General features: G+C 62.3%; 9 protein-coding genes. 4 read left to right on the top strand and 5 right to left on the bottom strand.

The genetic code is table 11. The features are described from left to right. Positions 1-7: 7 nt before the first annotated feature. Entirely contained in the window at positions 8-4453 is a 4446-nt protein-coding gene (locus tag GM668_RS23630) for a translocation/assembly module TamB domain-containing protein (RefSeq protein WP_155441424.1), read from the bottom strand. After that, positions 4453-6255 (bottom strand): autotransporter assembly complex protein TamA, encoded by a 1803-nt coding sequence (locus GM668_RS23635; protein WP_308506843.1) that lies wholly within the window; start codon positions 6253-6255, stop codon positions 4453-4455. Before GM668_RS23635 ends, GM668_RS23630 begins: the two co-directional genes overlap by 1 nt. A 100-nt stretch (positions 6256-6355) precedes the next feature. On the opposite strand from GM668_RS23635, the gene queC reads away from it, so the two are divergent. Next, a complete protein-coding gene (queC, locus tag GM668_RS23640) occupies positions 6356-7069 on the top strand; it encodes a 7-cyano-7-deazaguanine synthase QueC (protein WP_155441425.1) in 714 nt (237 codons plus the stop codon). A gap of 176 nt (positions 7070-7245) precedes the next feature. Then, the gene (locus GM668_RS23645) at positions 7246-10323 is read left to right on the top strand and encodes a CHASE domain-containing protein (protein ID WP_155441426.1); all 3078 of its coding nucleotides are present in this window, start codon (positions 7246-7248) and stop codon (positions 10321-10323) included. Between the two features lie 49 nt (positions 10324-10372). Here the strand turns inward: GM668_RS23645 and GM668_RS23650 are convergent, their stop codons facing one another. Next, complete coding sequence (locus tag GM668_RS23650; protein ID WP_155441427.1) at positions 10373-10753, bottom strand: hypothetical protein; 381 nt, start codon at positions 10751-10753, stop codon at positions 10373-10375. 574 nt (positions 10754-11327) lie between these two features. Here GM668_RS23650 and GM668_RS23655 point away from each other — a divergent pair. Beyond that, a complete protein-coding gene (locus GM668_RS23655) occupies positions 11328-11822 on the top strand; it encodes a hypothetical protein (protein WP_155441428.1) in 495 nt (164 codons plus the stop codon). 111 nt (positions 11823-11933) lie between these two features. Next, positions 11934-13892, top strand: a complete 1959-nt coding sequence (locus GM668_RS23660) for a GAF domain-containing sensor histidine kinase (RefSeq protein WP_155441429.1) — start codon at positions 11934-11936, stop codon at positions 13890-13892. A gap of 66 nt (positions 13893-13958) precedes the next feature. On the opposite strand, the gene GM668_RS23665 is transcribed toward GM668_RS23660, so the two are convergent. After that, positions 13959-15599 carry an FKBP-type peptidyl-prolyl cis-trans isomerase gene (locus GM668_RS23665; protein WP_155441430.1) on the bottom strand — a complete coding sequence of 547 codons (1641 nt, stop codon included), beginning with the start codon at positions 15597-15599 and terminating at the stop codon, positions 13959-13961. 109 nt (positions 15600-15708) lie between these two features. Continuing rightward, positions 15709-17214 carry a response regulator gene (locus tag GM668_RS23670; protein WP_155441431.1) on the bottom strand — a complete coding sequence of 502 codons (1506 nt, stop codon included), beginning with the start codon at positions 17212-17214 and terminating at the stop codon, positions 15709-15711. Positions 17215-17265 lie beyond the last annotated feature (51 nt).

Genomic DNA, 17265 nt, shown 5'->3' on the forward strand with positions numbered 1-17265 from the left:
CGCCAGATCAATCAAACGCCCACGTGTACAGCACGTCCAGCGCATTGTTGGTGCCGGTCTGCAATTGCAGCGTGATGCGGGGATTCAGCTTGTAGCGCAGCTTGACCAGGCTGGTCGCGCTGCCCGCGCCCTGTTCAAAGCTGAGGTAAGCACGCGACGACAGGCGCTTGCCCACGGTGACCACGGTATTTTCCAGCCCCTTGGCCTGGCTGCCATTCTGGGCTTGCGAAAAGCCCAGTTCATCGAGCCCCAGCTTGCCGGCAATGCCGCTGCCGCTGCCGCCAAACAGCGCACCTGCCGCCGTGCCCAAGAGCGCCATTTCATTGCCGCCTGCATCGGCCAAGCCATGGCCCAGCACCAGCCACGCCAGCTTTTCACTGTCCGGCACCGTCGGCGTAGATACCAGCTTGGCCTGCGGCGCCAGCGCCGTGCCCCGCACTTCCACACCTGCTTCGACATTCGTTTCCGTTAACTGCTCGCCTTCCGGCCGCTTGCGCACGGCAAGGATATTCAAGCCCGGATTGTCATACGCGCCCGTGAAATTCAGCACCCCCCGGTCGATCGTCAATTTCTGCCCATACGCCGCATACGTGCCGCTGACCACACGGATGCTGCCCGTCGCGCGGGGCGGGCGGCGGTCCTGGATGCGCACCCGCACCGTGCCGGCCAGCTGCGCATCGATGCCTTTGCCCTTCAGCCGGAAATCCTCGCCCAGGTCCGCTTCCACATCGACATTCAGCGGCAGCGCTTTCTGCGCCGCCGCCACCGCCGCCTGGCCCGGCTTGTTACGGCCAACGATCACCACGTCATCGCTGATGGTTGGCGCATTGTCTGCCGCCAGCTCGATATTGGCCCGCTCCGCCCTCAGCTTGCCGTCGAGCTGGAAGTGTTTCTGGTCGCGCACCAGCGCCGCCTGGCCGCTCAGCACCATGGTGCGGTCAGGGCGCGACAGCACTTGTAGCTGGTCCGCCGTTAACGCCAGCTGCATGGTGGCGTCGCCGCCGGCAAACCGCACCCAGCCATCGGCCTTTGCGCTGCCGCGGTCGCCGTCAAACGTCAGCCGCTGCAATTGCAGCCTGTCGCCCGTGAAATTCGCTTGCAACTGGCCGTTGCGCAGTTTGATGCCCTGGTCGGCCCAGTTCACCACCAGCTTGTCGCCCGTCGCGTCGCCATTGAGCACGGGATCGGCCACGGTGCCGCTGCCCGTTGCCACCACCTTCAACGCGCCATCCAGTTCCAGCCCCGGCACACCGGCCAGCGGCGCCAGCCATGCAATCGACGCCAGGTTGACATTGCCATCCAGCGTCAGCGGACTGGCGCCCGCAATGCGGCCATCGGCCAGTTGCGTGGTGGCGTTGATGCGGGCCTGGCCGGCGCGCATGCCATCGAGTTCCACCGCCATGCGCAGCATGCCGCCCGACACGCTGGCGCGCGCTTCCAGCTTGCGCAAGCCCAGCGTGACGGGCTTGTCGCCGGCGCCCACGACCACCATGTCGCCCTTTTCACGGTAAATGCGCGCTTCGCCTTCCAGCGCAGGGGCGCCGCCCGGCGGGCGCTGCAAGTCCAGCGACCATGTGGCGCCCAGCGACAGGTCGCTGACGATGTTGTCGCGCCACGCGCTGGATAACTGCGCCAGATAGCTGGCCGGTACGCCGGTCGCGGCGCCACGGCTCGTCAAACGCGTGCCCTTTTTTTCCAGCATATCGATACGGATCCCGCCTTCCGGCAAGCGTATCGCCGCGCCAGTCAATGCGATCAGGTCGGGATGGACGAGGCCCGCCATCCCGCTGCCTTCCGGCGCCACCAGGCGCAGCGCCGCAGGCGCCTGCAGCGCCAGTGCAAAGCGGCCCTTGTTTTGCAGCGTTTCAATCACGCCATTCCACGCCCCATCCTGCGATCCGCCCCGCACTTTGACCACCGCATCAAAGTCAGCATTGGCCGCCGACAGTTGCAGCGTGTGCGCCGCCCGCGTGCCGGTGGAAGAAAACACCGCCTGGCTCAGGCTCAGGCCAGGCGACTGGTAACCGGCCAGCGTGACATTGCTGGTGACAGGATCATTGCCGCCCTGGCCTGTACCGATAGTAGCCGATGCCTTGATGGACTTCAGCGCGTGTTTGGCAAACAGCCGCAAGTCCCCGCCATCGAGGCTGAAGTTTGCGGCCGGTTGCGCCAGCGTGCCCGTCAAGACACCGGCGCCGCGCAGCACGCCGCTGAAATCCGGTCCCAGCACGGCAAGCTTGGGCGCATCGATATTCCAGTCCAGCCGGTCGCGCACCGCGCCAAACGCACCTTGTACGCGGACGCTGTTCGGGCCCAGTTTAAGGTCGATATCCATGCCCGCCACGCGCAGCGCGGGTTGCGGCTCCACGCTGCCTTTCGCATAGCCCGCCAGCGGCGCGCCGCCATACGTGGACGGCTGAAGCGCCACGTCGAAGATTGCGCGGTTGCCGCCATAGCTGGCCGTGAAACTGCCATTGATATTGCCCAGGCCATAGGGACCGAAAGCGGCCGGGTCGATTTTTTGCGCCGTGCCGGCAGCTTTCAGTTCCACGCTGCCTTTGGCCAGCGCTACATCGCCGCTGGCGCGCAGCAGGCTGTCTTGCGCCGGGTGGCGTGCCGATGGCAGCGCCAGCCCTTTCGCTTCCACGGCAAACGATGAGCGGGGCGCCGCATAGCTGCCGGTGACGGCGCCATTGGCGGTCACGGCGCCGGCCAGGTCGGGCGCAAAGGCGGACAATTGGCGTGCATCGGCTTTCCACAGCAATTGCTCGCCCGGCAAGCCGAATGCCCCTTTCAATTCCGCAGTATTGCGGCCCAGCGCGAGCTGCACGGCGATATTGCTGATATGGCGCGCGTCCGCATGCAGCTTGCCATTGCCAGTCAGCGGCTGGCCCAGCACGCGGCTGTCATTGAGTTTGAAGGCCGCGTCGGCTTGCCACTGGGGCGCCAGCATGCCTTCAGCCTGCACGCTGCCATTCAATTCAGCTTTCGGCGCGGCGACCAGCAGCGACGGATCGAAGCGGCTGATGGCGGCGCTGGCAGTGAAAGCTTGCCTGTCTTTGAGGCTGGCCGACAGCGCCGCCTCCACCGTACCCTTGCCGGCGGAAATGCGCGCCTGCTTGAGCAGCAATTGCGCACCATCGGTGACGGCTTGCGCATCGACGCGCAAGTTCGCATCGGCCAGATTCACCGTCACGCTCTGGCGCACACCCGTGCTGCCCACCGTGATGGCGCCTGCTACTTTGGTGGGACGGATGGCGCCGTGCAGGCCATGCAAGTCCAGTTTCGACGTTTTCAGCGCCAGCGTAGCGGCATCGATGCCGGCAGCGATGTCGGCGCGCTGGATGCGGCCATTGCCGTCGAAACGGCCGGCCGCGCCCAGGTCCAGCGCCACGTCATCCAATGTGGTGACGGTCAGGGTGCCGCCGATTTTTGCGCCGGCGCTGTGCAGCGGGATGCGGTGCTGGTCCAGCGGTCCGCTGGCGCCGCGGTTTTCCAGCGCCACCGAGCCACTGATGTTGCGGTTGGCGGCAATCTTCGCTTGCATGCGCAGCGCCAGGTCCGCCTGCGGCCAGGCGGGATTGAACAGGGCGGGATTGACACCCTGCGCCTGCAAGTCCAGCGCGCGCAGCATCACGGGATCAAATGGCGCCAGCGACAACGTGCCGCCGCCATTGGCGTTGCTGGATGTACCCTTGGCCGTGATGTCCAGCTGTGACAGGTTGCCGCCGATGTCGAGCGCAAGGCGCGCGGGCTGGCCCGGTGCTACGGTGGTACCGGACGGGCTGGCGGACGAAGCAGCCGTCTGCGCCAGGCTGGCCTTGGCATTCACTGCAAACGGCCGCCGCGCTCCGATTGTCCCACTGGCTTCGGCGCGCCCGATCGGCGTCAGCGCACTGGCGTCGGTCAGTTTCCACGCATCCGGGCTGCCTTCCAGCTTGAAGCGGATCGCACTGACCAGCACTTTGCCGCCATCGATGCCGATCAACGCCAGCTTGTCCAGCCGCGCATCGGCCAGCGACAAACGGAATGGCGGCGCCAGCGAGGCAGGCAACGTGGCCGGCGGGCTTTCTTTCAACGTCTGCTGCACGGCGGAAGCCGCATGCAATTCACTGATGGCGATGCCTTCGGAAAAATACTGCCACGGCGACCAGTCGATCGTGACATCTTGCACCGTCAGCACGGCTTCCGGCGTCTTGTGCACGATGCGGTCCACGTGCATGCGTCCATACAGCGAACCGGATACGCCCGTGACGGCAATGTGGCCGCCGCTGGCATTGGCCACGCGCTGGACGATTTGCTGCAACGTGGATTCCCGGCCCAGCAGCCAGACCGCTCCGCCCAGCAGCAAGACAAGCAGCGCCAGCACGGCCAGCACGATGCGCAGCCAGCGCCGGCGCGGCGCGCCAGGCGCTGGCGTCGGGGCAGGGGATGGGGTGGTGATATCCGTCATCAGAACGAAATCCCCAGCGAGAAGTGCAGCCGCACTTTTTTAGTGGAATGGCCATACGCGGCATCGACGTTGAGCGGCCCGACCGGGCTTTTCCACCGTACGCCGACGCCATAGCCGGATTTCGGGTGCAGGCCGGATAACTGGTCCGCCGCATTGCCCGCGTCGTAAAACACGGCGCCGCCCCAGGCCGGCCGCAGCCAGTGCTGGTATTCCACGCTGGCCGTGGCCAGATAGCGTCCGCCGACCGTGGCCGTGCCTTCGCCGACGCCCAGTTCCTGATATGCATAGCCGCGCACCGACTGGTCGCCGCCCGCGCGGAACAGGTACGTGGCCGGGATCCCGTCTTTTTGCTTTGAAATGACGGCGCCCGCTTCGCCCCGCAGCAGCACGAGGTTTTTCGGGTCGAACGGAATATAAAACAAGCCCTTGACGCTGGCGCGCGCAAACGGTTCTTCCGCCAGCAAGGCGCCGCCCAGCTGCCAGCTCAGCACATGGCCGGTCGTGGGGAACAGCAGGTTGTCGACTTTGCGCCGCGTGACGGCATACGTGACGGGCAAGCTGGTGCTGCGCACACCCCTGGAACCCGCCACGTCGCGGCGTTCCGTCAGTAATTCCAGTGCAATGCTGCGCTCCAGCAGCGGTGTGCCCCACGCGCGGCGGGCATTGATGGCGAACGTGTTGGTTTCCTCGCCTTCGATATTGCTGCGCACGTACGATGTTCCGAAGCTGTCGTTATAGCCGTCGGCCGTCGTGGGGAAATAAAAGTCCACCTTGGCCGTCTGCTTCTTGGTTTCCAGCGTCAGCGCCGACTTCATTTTCAAACCGTACACAGCCAGGTCGTCGTAATTGAGCTGTGCGCGGTTGCCGGTATTGGTCGAATAACCGACACCGGCGCTGACGTTGCGGCGCTTGTTTTCCACCACGCGCACCAGCAGCGGCAGCACGGGCGGGGAGGCGCCGGCCGGCTGTCCCTTGCCTGCTTCGATTTGTTCATCGAGCACGGACGACATGTCGGCGCTGACTTCCACGCTGGCGAAATAGCCGGTGTCCTGCAAGCGCGACTGGTATGCCTGCAGCGCTGCTTCGCTGTAGTAATCGCCCGGCTTGATTTGATTGAGGTTGGCGACCACGGACGGCGGATAGCGCTTCAAGCCTTCCACCCGCAATTCGCCAAAGCGCAATTCCGGGCCGCTGTCGAGCACGAGGCGCAAGGCCGCGGCATGGCGTTCCGGGTCGACGGCGGCTTCCGTTTCCGTCAGCACGGCGCGCGGGTAGCGCGTCTGCACCACTTGCCGCAACAGCGCGCGCTTGGCTTTTTCCCAGTCTTCCTGGCGGAAAATGTCGCCCTTCGGCAAAGTCCACGATGCGGTCAGCGCCGCCGTATCGAACGGTGATTGCGGGTTGGGCGTGAACCCTTCCAGTACGATATCCACGCTGTCGACCCGCACCGGCTCGCCCGGCTGCACGTCGATGACGACGACGGGCTGGCCATCGCCTTCGATGCGGGCGCTGGCCGCGGGGCTGAAATAGCCTTCCGTGGCAACCAGGGTTTTCACCTGTTCCGGCGCCGCGCGCACCATGCGCTGTAATTGTTCGCGGTCCATGCGGGGATTGCCGCGGAAACGCACGACATCGAGGTTGTCCCGCAGCAGGTCGTCCAGCTTGCCAGGCGCGTTAATCCGTACTGAATAGTGAAATTCGTCCGCCGCGTGCGCGCGCACGGGCGCCATGGCGGATGCCGTGACCGCCAGTGCAATGAATATAGCGGGCGCGCGATGGCCCGTCATGGAGAGTTGTGCCAAAATTCGTGATCCTGCCTCGATGGGTCGCCGGGTATGTTACCGGATCGCCTGCCGCGATGGCGTTCATATAAGTTTTAAAATTTGCAAACTAGGATTAATTATGACTGCAACTGACGCAGCGCTGGTGTTATTCAGCGGTGGCCAGGATTCCACCACGTGCCTGGCATGGGCATTGGAGCGCTACGGGCGCGTGGAAACCATCGGATTTGATTATGGCCAGCGCCATGCGATCGAACTGCAAGTGCGTCCGCAATTGCTGGCGCAAATGCGCTCGCACAAGCCGGAGTGGGCGGAACGCCTGGGCGATGACCACATGATCGACCTGGGCTTGATTTCCCAGCTGTCGCACACGGCCATGACGGAAGACATAGAAATCGTCATGCAGGAAAACGGTTTGCCCAATACCTTCGTGCCGGGCCGGAACTTGATGTTTATGATGACGGCCGCCACGCTGGCTTACCGCCGTGGCTTGAACGTGCTGGTGGGCGGCATGTGCGAAACGGACTTTTCCGGCTATCCGGACTGCCGCGACGACACGATGAAAGCATTGCAAGTGGCGCTGAACCTGGGCATGGCAACGCGCCTGAAGCTGGAAACGCCGCTGATGTGGCTGGACAAGGCGCAAACGTGGACCTTGGCGCACCAGCTGGGCGGCCAGGGCCTGGTCGACCTGATCCGCGCCGGGACGCACACGTGCTACCTGGGCGAGCGGGGCGCCTTGCACGACTGGGGTTATGGTTGCGGCGCCTGCCCTGCCTGTGAATTGCGGGCGCGCGGCTACCAACAATTTGCTGCCGGCAAGGGGACGTTGTAACTGCTGTCAGACTGAGCCTGACAATCGGGAAACGGCGCCCGATTGTCATTGCTAATACCGTGGTGGTTATTGCCGACAAGCCATAAACTGTCGTTGCCTGCACGGTCCGCGTAACGTACTATCAAGCACTACTATCAAGCTGATGTCTTCGTTTTCCCTGTCAATGTGTGGAATCCATGGACGAGCCTACCACCCGGCCCAAACAACGCCGGCCCAGCGAACGATGGCTGCCGCAGGATTTGCTCAGCCCCGCGTTGACGTCAGGGCTGGTGCTGGCCGTGTGTCTTGGCTCAACATGGTGGCTGTGGAACAATGCCCGCGCCGATGCGGAGCGGGATAAGCAAGTTGACTTCAATTACCGCGTCCATGAGCTGGTCAACAATATTGCCCAGCGCATGCAAACCTATGTGCAGGTTTTGTATGGCGCGCAAGGTCTTTATGCGAGTTCCGAATATGTGGACCGCTCCGAATTCCACAGTTACGTCACCGGCCAGGGGTTGAACGAACATTTCCCCGGCATCCAGGGCATAGGCCACATGCGCCTGGTCGATGCCGGCCAGCTCCAGCGCCACATTGCCGCAGTCCGCAGCGAAGGTTTTCCCGATTACACGGTGCGACCGGCCGGCGACCGGCCCCAGTACGCACCCATCGTCTACCTGGAACCGTTCGAGGGCGCCAATTTGCGGGCGTTCGGCTTTGACGCGATGTCCGAGCCTGGGCGCCGCGCGGCGCTGGAATTGGCGCGCGATACCGGGATGCCCGCCATGTCCGGCAAGATCACGCTGGTGCAGGAAGCGTCGGCGCACGTCCAGTCCGGCTTCTTGATCGTCTTGCCGGTGTACCGCAACCACGTGCCGCACGCCACCTTGCAGCAGCGCCGCGCCACTATCGAAGGCTGGGTGTATTCACCGTTCCGCATGGGCGACGTGATGGCCGGGATAGGCGGCGAACGGGCGGCCAGCCTGGATGTGGAAATTTACGATGGCGATGCGGTGGACGTGGCCAACCGCATGTATGACAGTGTGGTGGACGTGCCCGGTGTCCGCGTACGCCGCACGGTGCAGAAAATCAGCATTGCGGGCCACCGGTGGACAGTGCAGATCAGCGGCTTGCCGGGAAGCGGCGTCGGGCTGGACGATGAGCGCGATGGCCGTGTGCGGTTGATCGGCCTATCCGGCGCGGTGCTGAGCGCCATGCTGCCGGCGCTGGCCTGGCTGTTGGCGCATAGCCGGCGCAAATCGCGCGCGGCGCTGGCGCAGGCCCACCAGCTGGCCGATGAACTGGCGGAAGGGCAAGCGCATATCGTCGCGATGGCGGAAAGCGCGCAGCGCAACCAGCAAGTCTTGCGCAGCATTCTTGATTCCACGGTTGACGGCATATTGGTCGATAACTTCCGCGGCGTGATCCTCAATTCCAACCGCCGCTTCCGCGAAATGTGGGACGTACCGGAGCAGCTGGACTGGGAAGCCGACGGTGCGGCCCTGATGCGGCACGTGTCGGGACAACTGGTGTATCCGCCCGTGTTTGACGATGCCGTGCAGCGCATGCTCAGCTCCAATGAAGAACAGCGCACGCTGCTGCACATGAAGGATGGCCGCGTGCTGGAACAATATACGCGGGGCATCTGCCTGGGCAATGAATCCGTGCGGCTGTGGTCTTTCCGCGATATCACGGAACGCATGCACAGCGAGCGGCGCGAGCAGATGCGGAGGCACGTGCTGGAATTGCTGGCGACGGGGGCGCCCCTGGAATCCGTGCTGCAAAGCGTGGTGCAAGGCGTCGAAGCGGACAATCCCGGCATGCTGTGCGCATTGATGCTGCTCGATGACGATGGCCGCCGCCTGCTGGTAGGCGCGGCGCCCAGTTTGCCCGCGTTCTTTAACGCGGCCTTGCACGGCCATTATGTGGATATGGGGGAAGGCTGCTGCGGCCAGGCCGTCATGACGGGCGAGCGGGTCATCGTGGAAAACATGGAAACGGATCCGCTATGGAGGCAGTACCGCGACCTGTCCATGCGGGCGGGCTTGAAATCGTGCTGGTCGGAGCCGATCCGCGGCGCCACCGGCAAAATCCTCGGCGCGTTTGCCATTTTCCAGCGCGAACCGCAGCGGCCCAGCGTCGCCCACATGGCGCTGATCGAGCAGGCGTCGCGGCTGGCCGGCATCGCCATTGAACAGGCGCAGGCCGGCGTGGCGCTGCGCGCCGGCGAAGCGCGCTTCCGCAGCCTGTATGACAATGCGCCGGTGGCGCTGTGGGAGCAGGACTGGTCAGCGGTGCACGGCGCGCTGCAGGAATTGCGGGAATCCGGCGTCGAAGATTTGCCGCTGTACTTGCAAAACAATCCCAGCCAGCTGGCACGCATGGCGGCCATGGTGCGGATTGTCGACGTCAATGCCGCCGCGCTGGCGCAGGTGGGGGCGGCGCCGGGCAACAAGGATTTGTCGGCATTGTCGCTGGCGCAGAATTTCGACGCGTCCGCCATGCCGGCGTTTGGCCGCGCGCTGGCGGCGCTGCTGCAGGGCGCGCATTTGTTTTCCTGTGAAAGCACGTTCCAGCGCCTCGATGGCGCCACGCGGCAAAATGAATTGACGCTGCTGGTGATGCCGGGCCATACGCACAACCTGGACTTCGTGATTGTGTCCACGGTCGACATCACGGAACGCAAGCGCATGAATGATGAGTTGCTGATGCTGGCCACGACGGATTTCCTCACGGGCTTGCCGAACCGGCGTGAATTCATGGCGCGGCTGGAAGATGAACAAGCCCGTTTGCAGCGCGATGTCGGTGTGCGGGGCGGACGCGCCGCCGTGCTGATGCTCGACATCGACCACTTCAAGCGCATTAACGATGAATATGGCCATGCTGCAGGGGATGCGGTATTGCGCCACCTGGCAGCGCAAATGCGCGATTGCCAGCGCAAGATCGACATGCTGGGCCGCGTCGGCGGCGAGGAATTCGCCGTGCTGCTGCCCGGTGCAGACGTGCCGGCCGCGATGGCGTTTGCCGAGCGGCTGCGCCAGCGCATAGCCAGCACGCCGCTGGAAATCGATGGCCACGTGCTGGCCGTGACGGTCAGTATCGGCATCGCCGCCATGCATGCGCGCGATCCGGGCGGCGATGCGGCATTGATCCGCGCCGACAAGGCGCTGTACCGGGCGAAGCGGGGAGGGCGGAACCGGGTGGAACTGGCCGGCGAGGGAAATGATCCGGACCTGGAAGACAAGCCGGAGGCGGTGGCGCCCCCGGCCTTTTAATTCTATGGGTGCAGGGCCTTCAGGCCGGGCATCCACATTTTTCAGCTGATCACACAGCGTGTTCGTACGCAGCTTTTTCGCGGTGCTTGCGGTTGCGCGACATGATGAACCAGACAATCGCGGCAGGGATCAGCAGCGGCAGCGTGAAGGGGGCAATCACGGCTGCCAGGATGATGCCCACCAGCGCCAGCGCTACCACCATCAGCACGCCCAGGCCGGCAAACACGCAGCCCACAAAGACCGCGGCGCACGTGACGGCAATCGCGGCAATCACCATGCCCAAGCCGCCGAAGACCAGGCCCAGCAAAGCGCCCAGCGGGCCGTGAATTTCATCGCCATCGATGTTGACGGTCATGCCGTTGGTGTCGATGGCATTCCATGCGCAGATGGCCAGGATAGCAAGGATCGCGATGGCAATAAACTTTTTCATTTTGGTTCCCTCGTTGTAGTGGTTTGTTCGGTGATTCGTTTTGGTATGGTGAAACTGTACGCTTCACCCCTTTGCGCGGCCACAAACGTGCGATAAACGGTGGAATTGACGGGATAAATGGGGCGCTGGCGCGGATGGGCTGCGGCCATGGTGGGGGCTGCTGAAAAACTAGGCAATTTTTCCTTGAAATAAAGTCATGATTACCTATACTAACTACCTAACCTGCACTTGGAGGGCTATATGGCTTGGCTTGAAATTAGCGAGGGTCAATCGATATCCTCGGGATTCGGCAGTGAAATGCGCCAGCGCAGCGCACAGTGCTCAGGTGGACCCAAAGGGCCGCCGTCTGCACCGCCCAGTATCCCGCCGATCATCATCAACCCGTTTACCTACCATATGCCGGAACCGGCAATTGATCCGCGCCGCACGCCGCTGGGGCCGCCTATAGCGCCGCCGCCCCGGCCAGCATGCCGTTTGTGATCAAACAAAGCCCGCTCACGCAGCGGGCTTTTTGTTTGCCAGGTAAAAATAACTGTATATAATTACAGTATTCTCAGCCAAGCCGGAGTTTTGTATGACCGATGATTTAATGGAATTTGCAGACGAAGAAGTACTGGTGCAGGAAGACCGCGTGTGGCAGGGCAATGGCTGGACTGCGCGCGTCATCAAGAATGAAGAAGATGAAGGCTGGGCCGTGGCCATGATCAAGGATGGCGAGCCGGAACCGGCGCTGGTGGGGCCGTGGACCATGGGGCGCGACAAAAAAAATCCCAAGCCGCTTGATATCAATGCCTTCAATACGCTGGTGAAAACCGCCAGCGAAGTGATCCGCCGCCACGAACAGCAATTGCACGCGCAATTGCACAAGAGCGTGCGGGTGCATACGGTAGGCGCAGCCTACATTACCGTCAATCTCGACATTACCGCCGATGAAGATGATCCGTATGCGACGCTGACGGCGTTTGACCCGTATGGCGAAGAACAGGCGCAAGTACGGGTGGCGCCAAACTTCAAATTGACGGTGGCGTCGGCCACGGCCTGGATGGAATCGGGCTACCGCAAGCCGTGATGGGGGGATGGGAAGGCATCCGGGTGTTGCATCGGGGTGCAATCCGCTGGCCTGGACAGTTGCCGCCTGCTAGTATTTCCTATGCGCATTTTGCCCAATAGGAAATCATAGATGGAAAGCCGCCTCAGCCGCCTGGAAGCCGTACAAAGCATGTTGCTCGAAATCGGGCAAAAATCAAGCACTTGCACCGACATCGCAGAATTCCTGCAAGCCGTTCACGCGTCGCTGGGCCGCATCATGTATGCGGCCAATTTCTTTGTCGCGCTCAGCGACCTGGACGGCAAACCCAATGCTGTGCGCTTTGTGTATTTTGTCGATGAGCTCGACGAAGCGCCGGGCCGTGGCGAACTGGTGACCTTGGCGTCGCCGGACCAGTCGCCCACCGCCTGGGTCATCTTGAACCGCCAGCCGCTGATCATGACGGCGGAAGAACACAACCAGCATGAACAGGATGGCAACACGTGGGGCTGGGGCACGACAGCGGAACACTGGATGGGCTTTCCCTTGCTGGACCAGAATCACCAGGCGCTGGGCGCCATCGTGATCCAGAGCTATGACAAGGAACACACCTTCAATGAAGAAGACCAGGCGCTGTTTTCTTTGATTGCCAATTACGTGTCCAGCGCACTGCAAGGCTTGCAAAGCATGGACCGGCTGGAACGGGCCGTGCACGAGCGCACGGCCGCGCTGGAATTCGAAGTGGCGGAACGCCGCCGCGCGGAAAGCTTGCAGCGCGCACTGTATGAAATCGCCAGCCTGTCGGCCGGCGCGTGGGATACGGAAACCATCTGGGGCCAGCTGCATGAAGCCATCAGCGAAGTGGTGACGGCGCCGAATTTCCTGATTGCGCTGTACCAGTCCAGTTCCAACGAAATCACGATCCCGTATTTTGCCGACGAAAAAGATGCGGATGCGCCCGTTAAGCGGTTCAAGTATGGCATCGGCATGAGTTCATACATCCTCAAGCAGCGCAAACCGTGCCTGCTGGACCGCGACAGTTACCGTGAATTGCTGGCGCAAGGCGCGATTGACCACCCGCTGGGCAATGAAGAGATTGCCAGCTGGATGGGCGCGCCCATGATGCTCAACGATTACGCGTATGGCGTGCTGATCGTGCAGAGCTATGACGACAATGTGATTTATGGCCAGTCGGACCTCGACATCCTGGCCTTCATGGCGAACCACGTGGCCGTGGCGATTTCCCGCCTGCAAAACGAGCGCGCCATCCGTTTGGCCAAGGAAACCTTGGAAGAGCAAAACGTGTCGCTGAACAATGCGCTGCACCAGTTGCAGGAAGCGCAATCGGAATTGGTGCGGCAAGAAAAGCTGGCGTCGCTGGGGCGGCTCGTGGCCGGTGTCGCCCACGAAATCAATACGCCGCTGGGCATCTGCGTGACGGCCACCAGCCATCTGGTGCAGGAATTGAAACTCACGCGGGAAGACTTGGCGGCGGGCACGCTGGACGAAGAAGGGTTAAATCAATTCTTCGACATCATCGACCAGTCGCTGCGCATCATGACCACCAATACGCAGCGCGCGGCCGCGCTGGTGCGCAGCTTTAAGCAAGTGGCGGTGGACCAGTCATCGGACAGCGTGCGCGCCTTCAACTTGCGCAAATACCTGGATGAAGTGCTGCTGTCGCTGCAGCCCAAATTGAAGGGCAAGCCGATCAAGGTCGATGTCGACGTGCCGCCCGATATTCAAATGGAAAGCTTCCCCGGCGCCGTATCGCAAATCATCACGAACATGGTGGTCAATTCGCTGGTGCACGGTTATGGCGACGGGCAGGAAGGCACCATCAAGATCAAGGGCCGCGTCGATGGCGAGCATGTGCTGTTTGACTACAGCGACGACGGCATCGGCATGGACCAGACTACCTTGGCGCAACTGTTCGACCCATTTTTCACCACCAAGCGCGGCTCGGGCGGCAGCGGGCTGGGGGCGCACATCTTGTATAACCTCGTGACAGGCGCGCTGGGCGGCACCGTCAAAGCCATCAGCGCACCGGGGATGGGGCTGCATTACAGCTTGAAGTTCCCGAAGGTGCAGCATGGGAAGATTGCCGCGTGATGCCGGCTGGTTTCATCGATCCGCAAGCGCATGTGTCGGGACGGCATGGCCGCCCCTCATGGCGTATTACCTCACGCTGATCAGCTCCACATCGAATACCAGCGCCGTATTCGGCTTGATGATGCTGTTCGAACCGTATGCCCCGTAGCCCAGCGGGCTCGGGATGACCAGCGTGCGCTTGCCGCCCGCGCGCATGCCCAGCATGCCCTGCTCCCAACCGGAAATGACCTTGCCAGCGCCGAGCTGGAATTCGAAGGGCTGACGGCCGACGGATGAATCGAATTTCTGGCCTTTCAAGTCGGGCGCTTTCGGGTCGTACAGCCAGCCCGTGTAATTGACGGTCAGCGTATTTTTGTTTTGCGCGACGGCGCCCGTGCCCGCCACGGTGTCCGTCACGATCAGCTTGGCTGGCTGGACTATCGTTGGGTCTGGCGTGTACACCAGGTACGCGCCATCGCCATAGCGCTCATCCACCGTCAGCAATTGCAGCGTGCCATCCGTGCCTGCGCGGTAGCGGGTGGTGCGGGTCAGCGTGGTTGCATTGCTTGTGTCCGTGTGCACGGCCGTCAGCGTCAGGACCGCCTTGTCGAACGCGTCGCCATCCGCATCCAGCGCATAGCTGAGTGTCCGCTTGCCGGCATAGATTTTCTTCGTGCTGTCGGCATACGCGGTTTGCGTCGCATACACACCCTTGTCGCCTATCCTTGCCGCTGCCGGCAGGCTGCCGCCGCCCACATCGTATTCCCTGTTTTGGCGGAAGAAGCCCTGCAATACCGCGTTGCTGTCGTAGTAATCCGTTTGCGTCCAATACAGCCGGACCTGGCACGCGTTCAGGCCGACATCGACAGTCGTGGCCAGCGCCGTGCTGGCCTGGTCTTCAAACGTGGTGGCAACGGGCGCCGCATACGTCAGCGCCGCATTGCCCGGGCATGTACCGGCGACAGTCAGGAAATCCGTGTGTTCCGCCGACATGCTTTGCTGGTAAGCCGCGCGCAGCGGATACGTGGTGGCCGGATAGCGCACGCCATATTCCACGTAGCGGACACCGGCAGCAATGGCGGCCGCTGTGCCATTCTTGTTTTCCTCGCCTTCACTGAAATAGCGTAGTACGCCGCTCGGCGTTTCTCTCTTGTCGTCCAGAATGCCGGTCCAGTAATCCATGCCGCTCTGTTCGCCCTGCCGTTTCAGCACATTGACGTAATATCGGCTGATGATGTCGCGGTTGGTTTTGGCGCCCGCATACAGGTTTTGGAATTCTACGGAATTGGTAAAGCCGCCCGCCACGTCATACAGGCTGGCGCCGTGGTCCAGCGCGCCGATCCAGTAGCCCAGCCCGCCCGCATCCGGTTCGCGTGCAAAGGCTGCGCGGTACAGGCGGTAGGCTTGGCCGGGTGTGCCCTCGACATCGAACGCCATCGACATGTCGGCAAAGCGCAGGCGCGCCGTGGCCGCCACCGTGCGTGGCGCATCCGCGCCCGTGCTATCCGTGACAACGTAGCCGGCATCGGTTTTCGTGACGGTGTAATTGGCGATGACGCCGCTGAAGATCACCGGCTGCACTGTTTCGGCAGCGGTAGCCGCCACAGCGGCGCCCATGTGCGCACGGCCGGACGGCGCTGCGCCATTTTGCCCATCGCCGCAGCCCGTGATAACAAATGCCGTCAGCAGGCTGGCGCAAATGAGGGAACGGCGGAGGGTAGGGCGCATGGCAGGGCTTTCACAAGTTGAAAGCCGACGAGTTTAGCGCATTTTCAATGCAGAAATATGTCGCGGATTTGTAACCGCAACAGTCTGTTACGCAGCTGGCCAGTTCAGCTTAATCCGGGAAGCGGTCGTTAATGGCCAGCGCTTTATCGATGTTATTGACCAGCACTTCCACGTACGCCGGATCCAGGTGCTTGCCCGCCACTTCGCGCAAGTGCGCGACGACTTGCTGCACCGGCCACGCATCCTTGTAGCAGCGCTTGTGCATCAGTGCATCGAACACGTCCGCCACGGCAACGATGCGCGCATACTGGTGGATGTCTTTGCCTTTCAAGCCTTGAGGGTACCCGCTGCCGTCATATTTCTCCTGGTGCTGGTGCGCGATCACGGCCGCCGCTTTCAGGATGGGACGCTGCGAACCATCAAGGATCGACAGGCCGACCGCCGGGTGCTGCTTCATGATTTCCCATTCCGCTGCGTCGAGCTTGCCCGGCTTCAGCAGCACGGCGTCCGGCGTGGCGATCTTGCCGATGTCGTGCATTGGCGCGGCATGCTTGAGGACGGCGGTTTCTTCTTCCGGCATGCCCGACTCGATGGCCAGCATATGGCAGATTTCCGACATGCGGCGGACGTGGTTGCCCGCTTCGTTGGAGCGCGATTCCACCACGTCGCCAAGGCGCAAGATCAGTTCGGCCTGCGTATCGGTAATTTCCTGCGTCAACAGGATATTGTCGAAAGCGATGGCCACGCCGGAGCAAAACACTTCCAGCAGTTTCGCATCGATTTCAGAAATTTCTTCCACGCCTTTCAGCACCAGCAGGGAAATCTTGCCGCTGGCATTCGGGAAGTAGCCGACATACGTGTCGCCTTCCAACTTGGAAATGCGGTTGCTCTGCGCCGCATGCAGCTGGTTCAGCAATTCCGGCGTCAGGATGGAATTGCCTTCATCGCCGATTTGCGCCAGCACTTCGTAATCATTTTCTCCGCTGATGGCAGTGGCGGCGCGCAGGCGCAGCAGCATGCTGTTTTCCAGGCGCAGCAGCGCCACCACTTGCTGCAGCAAGCCATTGGCAAAGTCTTTCAGGTTGCGCTGCTGGAAAATGTGCGCGGAAGCGGCAATCACGCGCTCCAAGCCTTCGCGGTAATTAGCCTGGGCGATGCGCGCTTCTTCGACTTTCATGATGTCGCGGTAAGCGCGCAGGGCGGCAAAGGTGGTCGTAAACAGCTTGGTGCGGTCCAGTTCCGTCTTTTCCTTGTAATCGTTGATGTCGTAATTGACGATCACGCGTTCTTCGGGCGCCTGGCCCGGCTGGCCCGTCCTGAGGACGATGCGGGTGAACTGGTTATTTAATTCCTGGCGCATCCAGCGCGCCACTTCCAGGCCGCTGTCTTCCTGTTCCATCACCACGTCGAGGAAAACCAGTGCAATGTCTTTTTCACGCGCCAGCACTTCCTTGGCCTCGGCGCCGCTATAGGCGTGCAGGAAGGTCAATGCGCGGCCGTCCAGGCGGAAGCGGGTCAGCGTCAGCTTGGTAACGTCGTGGATATCTGGTTCATCGTCTACCAGCAATACCTTCCAGGGTGCGAGTTTGGGCGACGCAGAAGACAAAAAAGACATAGGGACCAATTTCCGAAATGTGGCATTGCAACAAAGACTTACGCGCATTTT

Source organism: Pseudoduganella ginsengisoli (genome assembly GCF_009720865.1).
Classification (GTDB): domain Bacteria; phylum Pseudomonadota; class Gammaproteobacteria; order Burkholderiales; family Burkholderiaceae_D; genus Rugamonas; species Rugamonas ginsengisoli.